We start from the raw sequence: 7078 nt of genomic DNA, 5'->3' as shown, positions 1-7078 counted from the left end.
ACACCTCGCTGAAACTGTGGGAGCGCGGCGAGGCGCTGGCCAAGCGCTGCGAGGAACACCTCGCCGGCGCCCGCGCACGGATCGAATCCGCGCTGTCGGTATCCGAGTCCGACGAGGACTGATGTCCGACGCGGTGCTGGTGACCGGAGCCTTCGGGCTGGTGGGCGGGGCGACCGTCCGGCACCTGGCCGCCCTCGGACGCGCGGTGGTGGCCACCGATCTCGACACCGCAGCCAACCGGGCGGCCGCCGCGGCTCTTCCCGCCGGAGTGGCCGCGAGGTGGGCCGACCTCACCGACCCCGAACAGACCGCCACGCTGGTGTCAGACGTCGCCCCGGCGGTGATCGTTCACCTGGCCGCCATCATCCCCCCGCAGTGCTACGCGGACCCGGAGCTGGCCCGGCGGGTCAACGTGGAGGCTACCGGCAATGTGCTCAAAGCCTCTGCCGCGCAGAACGATCCACCCCGGTTCGTGCTGGCGTCCAGCATCGCCGTCTACGGCCCGCGCAATCCGCATCGTGTCAGCGGCGTGCTCACCGAGCAGACACCGGTGCGCCCCTTCGACAACTACGGCCGGCACAAGGCCGAGGCCGAGGACCTTGTGCGGCGGTCGGGACTGGACTGGGTGGTCCTGCGCCTGGGCGGAGTGCTGACCCCCGACGTCGGTCTGGTCGCCGACCCCGATGTGCTCTACTTCGCCGCAGCCCTGCCCTCCGACGGGCGCCTGCAGACCGTCGACGTCCGCGACGTCGCGCACGCGTTCGCCGCGGCGGGCACCGCCGACGTCGCCGGCCGGGTGCTGCTGATCGGCGGTGACGACTCGCACCGGCAGCTGCAGGGCGGGGTCGGCACGGCGACGGCGGCGGCGCTGGGCCTGGCCGGCGTCCTACCGCCGGGCCGGCCGGGTGATCCCGGGGACGACGACGCCTGGTTCGCCACCGACTGGATGGACACCTCCGCCGCCGACGCGGTGCTGGGCCATCAGCACCACAGCTGGCCGCAACTGCTCGCCGAGACCGGACGCAACGCCGGCTGGAGGCGTTATCCGCTGCGTCTGATCGCTCCGCTGGCCCGGCAGTACCTCAAACGGGCATCCCCGTACTACCGCCGGCCCGGGCGCTACGCCGAGCCGTGGGAGGCTGTGCGCCGGAGGTGGGGACCACCGGAGGCTGATCGGAGGCCGGCATGACGCAACATCGGGTCGCTGTGATCGTCGGCGGCGCGTCGGGCATCGGGTGGGCGACCGCCCGGGCGCTGGCCGCCGAGGGCGCCCGCGTGACCATCGCCGACCGCAACGCCGACGCCGCCCGGGACCGCGCCGCCGAACTGGGCGACCCGCACACCTGGGCGGTGGTCGAGGTCACCGACGAGGCCGGCGTCGCCGCGCTGTTCGACGGGGTCGTCGCCCGTGAGGGCCGGCTGGACGTGGTGGTCAACTGCGCCGGCTTCAGCGGGTTCGGGATGATCACCGACCTGCCCGCCGACCAGTTCCGCTCGGTGGTCGACGTCTGTCTGACCGGCGGGTTCCTGGTGCTCAAACACGCCGGCCGCCATCTCGGCGAGGGCGGGGCGGTGGTGTCGCTGACCTCGCTCAACGCCCGGCAGCCGGCCATCGGGATGAGCGCCTACTGCTCGGCCAAGGCCGGGTTGTCGATGCTGACGCAAGTCGCCGCCCTCGAACTGGGCCCGCGCGGCATCCGGGTCAACGCCGTCGCTCCCGGATTCGTCCACACCCCGCTGACCGAGGGCGCCTCGGCCATCCCCGGGGTGGTCGAGGAGTACGTGGAGAACACCGCACTGGGCCGGGCCGGCACCCCCGAGGACGTCGCGGCTGCGGTGGCGTTCCTGTGCTCGCCGCAGGCGTCCTGGATGACCGGCGAGGTCCTCGACCTCAACGGCGGGGCGCACCTCAAGCGCTACCCCGACATCCACCGGCATCTGACGAAACTGATGGGGCCGGGACGTTGAAAGGACACCAGAGACGGTGAAGACCGAATTCACGCTCACCCAGAAGCGTGCGCTGGCCGTCGTCACCGGGGTGGCGCTGCTGTTCGGCGCGTACTTCCTGCGCCGCTACTTCATGCTGATCGTGATCGCGGCCATCGTGGCCTACCTGTTCACCCCGCTGTACAACTGGTTGCGCGGCAAGCTCAGCGGCGGCCTGGCGACCGTCCTGACGGTGCTCGCCGCACTGGGCATCGTCGTCGTCCCGCTCATCGGGGTGATCTCGCTGGCGACGGTCCAGATCTCGCACATGCTCACCGGCGCCGCCGAGTGGGCCAAGACCGCCGACCTCAACGCCCTCGGGGACAAAGCCATCGGCACGGCCAACAACCTGCTGGCCAAGCTTCCGTTCCAGGCGCCGACGATCACGCTGGAGTCGCTGCGCGAAAATCTGGGCAAGGTGGCCCAGACCATCGGCGAATGGCTGCTGCGGACGTTGAGCGGTGCCGCCGGCGGCGCGATCGGCCTGATCACCTCCGCGATCATCTTCCTGTACGTGCTGATCTCGCTGCTGGTCAACAAGACCAAAGTGGTCACCCTCATCCGCCGCCTCAATCCGCTGGGAGAGGAGGTCACCGACATCTACCTGGCGAAGATGGGCGCCATGGTGAAGGGAACTGTCAAGGGCCAGTTCATCATCGCGGTGATCCAGGGCTTCCTCGGCGCCTGCTCGATCTACATCGCGGGCTTCCACGACGGCTTCTTCATCTTCGCGATCTTCCTGACCGCGCTGTCGGTGATCCCACTCGGCAGCGGCATCGTGACGATCCCGTTCGGCATCGGCATGATGTTCTTCGGCAACGTCGCCGGCGGGCTGTTCATCGTGCTGTTCCACATCTTCGGGATCACCAACGTCGACAACTTCCTGCGTCCGATCCTGGTGCCCAAGGAGGCGCGGCTGGATCCGGCGCTGATGCTGCTGTCGGTCTTCTCCGGCATCGCGATGTTCGGATTCTTCGGCATCGTGCTGGGCCCGGTGCTGATGATCGTGATCGTCACCACGATCTCGGTGTACCTCGCGGTCTACAAGGGCGTCGAAATGCAGGAGGAATCAGAGGAGCCCGAGGTGCGCAAGAAGCTATTCGGCAAGCGACACAAGGCCCTGCCGGCACCGGCGACGCCTACGTCAGACGCTCTTTGAGGAACTCCACGACCCGCTTGCGCGCCTCATAGGCCGGCTGCCCGTCGACCTCGCGGACCTCGAGGGTCAGCACCGAATGCGCCATCCGCCCGAACCCGGCGGCGTTGCCCGGCGAGGAGTCGATCTCGATGACCTCGAAGTTGTCGCCGAGTCTGTCCTTGAGGGTGCTGAACCGGTCGGCCGGCGCCGCCGGATCCCCGCTGAACCGCAGTCCCAGCGCGCACAGACCCTCCTCAGCCGCCCGCTTCTGGATCACCTTCATCTCGCCCTCGGAGAAACCGGGGTCGGCCCGGTGCGCGGCGGTCAGTCCGATGGGCACCGACGGCTGGCTGAGCACCGGGGCCAGCACGCTGTCGTCGACCGCGGCGGCCAGCGCGAAGCCTCCGGTGAAGCACTGCCCGATCACTCCCACGCCGCGGCCCGGTGTCCTGGCGTTGAGGTCGCGCGCGAGCGCCCGCAGATATCTGCTGACCGGACGTTCCTTGTTCAGCGCGAAGGCGGCGAACTCCTTGGCGATGCAGGCGCGCACCACCGTCGGCACCAGCCCCAGACCGCGAGCCGGAGCGCCCGGCGTGCCGAACAGCGAGGGGATCGCGACGGTGAAACCGTTGTCCACCAGATGATTTCCCAGCGCCAGCACGCCGGGGTGGGCGCCGGGTATCTCGGGGATCAGGATCACCCCCGGACCCTCGCCCTTGCGGTAGACGTCATAGGTGAAGCCCTCGGCGGTGAAGGGCTCGCAAACCCACCCGGACAGGTCGGCTTCGGGTGACTTGGTCGGCGACATGGGCGTCCTATCGTTTCGGGGTCAGTGGCGGCTGGTTCTGCGTCGCGGCGGCCAGGGTGCGGAAATCCTCGGCGCCTCCCGCGCCGCTGATCGCCAGTTGCGTGGCGGCGCCCCCGCTGCCCAGACGGGTGGTCCACACCGGCTCGGTGCCCTCACCGCCCTGGTAGACCACCCAGGTGACGCCGTCGACGTCCTGGGTCCCGGCGGGGTACACCGCGTTCTGGATCGACTGCACCAGTGCGGTCTCGTCGGCATTGCTCTGGGTGAGGCTGACGTACATCTTCGACGGCGCGATGTAGCCCACCCGGCTGGTGATCGCGTTCTGCTTCGCGCCGGCGACGGTGAGTCCGGCTTCGATGCCGCCGCGGGTGCCGGAGTTGGCCTGCCAGCCCTCGGGCAGGCGGGGCAGCCGCACCGGGAACCCGACCGCGTCGGCGTCGGCCTGCAGCGCCCGCTCGGCGTCGTAGGTCGGGACGGTCCCGTCGGCGCCGGGCCCGCTCGGGCTGAACGAGCACATCCCGACCAGGCCGGCCAGCACGATGCAGCCCAGAATCAGCGGCACCAGCGACCAGAACATGTCGCGGCCGTCCTGAAGCACCCTGGGCTTCGGCGGTCTCGGACCCGGAGGGCCGGCGACATCGGGGTCACGAGCCGGGGGGCCGTCCGGAGGATCTGGGCTCGTCACGGCCGCCAGTATCCCAGGTCGGGGCCCGGCCGTCGGCTCTGGGACAATCTTGCCCATGCCTGACGCCCGTCGCCGCGAAGCCCCCGACCGCAACCTGGCTCTGGAGCTGGTTCGGGTCACCGAGGCCGGCGCGATGGCGGCCGGGCGCTGGGTCGGCCGCGGCGATAAGGAGGGCGGCGACGGCGCGGCGGTGGACGCCATGCGCCAACTGGTGAACTCGGTGTCCATGCGCGGGGTCGTGGTGATCGGCGAGGGCGAGAAGGACAACGCCCCGATGCTCTACAACGGCGAGGAGGTGGGCAACGGGGACGGTCCGGACTGCGACTTCGCCGTCGATCCCATCGACGGGACGACGTTGATGGCCAAGGGCATGCCGAACGCGATCTCGGTGCTGGCCGTCGCCGAACGCGGGGCGATGTTCGACCCGTCGGCGGTGTTCTACATGAACAAGATCGCCGTCGGTCCCGATGCCGTCGGCGTCGTCGACATCACCGCGCCGATCGGCGAGAACATCCGCCGAGTGGCCCGGGCGAAGAACTCCTCGGTCGCCGACCTGACGGTCTGCATCCTGGACCGCCCGCGTCACGAGAAGCTGATCGCCGACGTCCGTGCGGCGGGCGCCCGGATCAGGCTGATCACCGACGGCGATGTGGCGGGGGCGATCTCGACCTGCCGGCCCGACTCGGGCACCGACATGCTGGCCGGGATCGGCGGCACCCCGGAGGGCATCATCACCGCGGCCGCCATGCGCTGCATGGGCGGGGAGATCCAGGGGCAACTGGCGCCCAAGGACGACGCCGAGCGCCAGAAGGCCATCGGCCGCGGACACGACCTGGACCGGGTGCTGGGCACCGAGGACCTGGTCTCCGGGGAGAACGTGTTCTTCTGCGCCACCGGCGTCACCGACGGCGACCTGCTCAAGGGGGTGCGGTACTTCGGCGGCGGCTGCACCACCCAGTCGATCGTGATGCGCTCGAAGTCCGGCACGGTACGGATGGTCGACGCCTATCACCGGCTCTCCAAACTCAACGAATACTCCGCGGTGGACTTCACCGGGGACAACGACGCCGCTTATCCCCTCCCCTGAGAAAGGCTGCACATGAGCTCATCTGCCGACGGCGAGTACCGGATCGAGCACGACACCATGGGCGAGGTCCGGGTTCCGGCCAAAGCCCTGTGGCGGGCACAGACCCAGCGGGCGGTGGAGAACTTCCCGATCTCGGGCCGCGGCCTGGACCGCAACCAGATCCGGGCCATGGCGCTGCTGAAGGCGGCCTGCGCCCAGGTGAACAAGGACCTCGGCCTGCTGGCCGCCGAGAAGGCCGATGCGATCATCGCCGCGGCGGGCGAGATCGCCGACGGCCTGCACGACGACCAGTTCCCCATCGACGTCTTCCAGACCGGCTCGGGCACCAGTTCCAACATGAACACCAACGAGGTGATCGCCTCGATCTGCGCCCGCAACGGCGTGACGGTGCACCCGAACGACGACGTCAACATGTCCCAGTCCTCCAACGACACCTTCCCGACCTCGACCCACATCGCGGCCACCGAAGCGGCCGTGCGCCAACTGATCCCGGCGCTGGAGTTGCTGCACGACTCGCTCGCCGCGAAGGCCCGCGCCTGGCGCACGGTGGTCAAGAGCGGGCGCACACACCTGATGGACGCCGTCCCGGTGACGCTGGGCCAGGAGTTCGGCGGCTACGCCCGTCAGGTCGAGGCCGGCATCGAGAGAGTGCGCGGGTCTCTCCCCCGCCTCGGTGAACTGGCCATCGGCGGCACCGCCGTCGGCACCGGCCTGAACGCCCCCGAGGGATTCGGCGCCAAGGTGGTCGAGGTGCTCGTCGCCCAGACCGGTCTGGCCGAACTGCGCACGGCAACAGACTCGTTCGAAGCCCAAGCCGCCCGCGACGGCCTTGTCGAGGCTTCCGGCGCGCTGAAGACCATCGCGGTGTCGTTGACCAAGATCGCCAACGACATCCGCTGGATGGGCTCCGGTCCGCTGACCGGACTGGGCGAGCTGCACCTGCCCGACCTGCAGCCGGGTTCCTCGATCATGCCGGGCAAGGTCAACCCGGTGATCCCGGAGGCGGTCACCCAGGTGGCCGCGCAGGTGATCGGCAACGACGCCGCCATCACCGTCGGCGGTCTGTCGGGGGCGTTCGAGCTCAACGTCTACATCCCGATGATGGCGCGCAACCTGCTGGAGTCGTTCACCTTGCTGGCCAACGTCTCCAGGCTCTTCGCCACCCGCTGCGTCGACGGCCTGGTCGCCGACGAACAGCGGCTGCGCCGGCTGGCGGAGTCCTCACCGTCGATCGTGACGCCGCTGAACTCGGCGATCGGCTACGAGGAGGCGGCCGCGGTCGATGACCGTCTGGCGAATCGTCTTGTGCTCCTTGAGCGCCTGCTTGGCCACCGCGGCCTGATCGGCGACAAGCTCACCGAGGAGGAACTCGAC

At 69.8% G+C, this 7078-nt stretch carries 8 protein-coding genes; 6 read left to right on the top strand and 2 right to left on the bottom strand.

The features are described 5' to 3' along the window. From xseB to ACKOQ4_RS01240, 4 genes are all read left to right on the top strand, one after another. A partial coding sequence (xseB, locus tag ACKOQ4_RS01255; RefSeq protein WP_526288029.1) for an exodeoxyribonuclease VII small subunit occupies positions 1 to 122 on the top strand: 122 nt, incomplete at its 5' end. Further along, a complete protein-coding gene (locus tag ACKOQ4_RS01250; protein WP_526288027.1) occupies positions 122 to 1189 on the top strand; it encodes an NAD-dependent epimerase/dehydratase family protein in 1068 nt (355 codons plus the stop codon). The genes xseB and ACKOQ4_RS01250, both read left to right, overlap by 1 nt. Beyond that, positions 1186 to 1968 carry an SDR family NAD(P)-dependent oxidoreductase gene (locus tag ACKOQ4_RS01245; RefSeq protein ID WP_526288025.1) on the top strand — a complete coding sequence of 261 codons (783 nt, stop codon included), beginning with the start codon at positions 1186 to 1188 and terminating at the stop codon, positions 1966 to 1968. The genes ACKOQ4_RS01250 and ACKOQ4_RS01245 overlap by 4 nt, the downstream gene beginning before the upstream one ends. A gap of 16 nt (positions 1969 to 1984) precedes the next feature. Beyond that, on the top strand, positions 1985 to 3145 hold the full coding sequence (locus tag ACKOQ4_RS01240) for an AI-2E family transporter (protein ID WP_526288023.1): 1161 nt from the start codon (positions 1985 to 1987) through the stop codon (positions 3143 to 3145). On the opposite strand, the gene ACKOQ4_RS01235 is transcribed toward ACKOQ4_RS01240, so the two are convergent. Together ACKOQ4_RS01235 and ACKOQ4_RS01230 are read right to left on the bottom strand one after the other, a co-directional pair. Next, positions 3126 to 3932, bottom strand: a complete 807-nt coding sequence (locus ACKOQ4_RS01235; RefSeq protein ID WP_526288021.1) for a dienelactone hydrolase family protein — start codon at positions 3930 to 3932, stop codon at positions 3126 to 3128. The two genes, ACKOQ4_RS01240 and ACKOQ4_RS01235, sit on opposite strands and share 20 nt — an antisense overlap. 7 nt (positions 3933 to 3939) lie before the next feature. Continuing rightward, a complete protein-coding gene (locus ACKOQ4_RS01230; protein WP_526288019.1) occupies positions 3940 to 4530 on the bottom strand; it encodes a DUF4245 family protein in 591 nt (196 codons plus the stop codon). 142 nt (positions 4531 to 4672) lie between these two features. Here ACKOQ4_RS01230 and glpX point away from each other — a divergent pair, with 142 nt between their 5' ends. Then, positions 4673 to 5704, top strand: a complete 1032-nt coding sequence (glpX, locus tag ACKOQ4_RS01225; RefSeq protein ID WP_526288017.1) for a class II fructose-bisphosphatase — start codon at positions 4673 to 4675, stop codon at positions 5702 to 5704. Between the two features lie 12 nt (positions 5705 to 5716). Beyond that, the coding region (locus ACKOQ4_RS01220) for a class II fumarate hydratase (RefSeq protein WP_526288015.1) at positions 5717 to 7078 on the top strand (1362 nt) is incomplete at its 3' end.

Source organism: Mycobacterium sp., assembly GCF_046095365.1.
Taxonomy (GTDB): domain Bacteria; phylum Actinomycetota; class Actinomycetes; order Mycobacteriales; family Mycobacteriaceae; genus Mycobacterium.
This window is presented reverse-complemented; position numbering and strand designations above follow the sequence as displayed.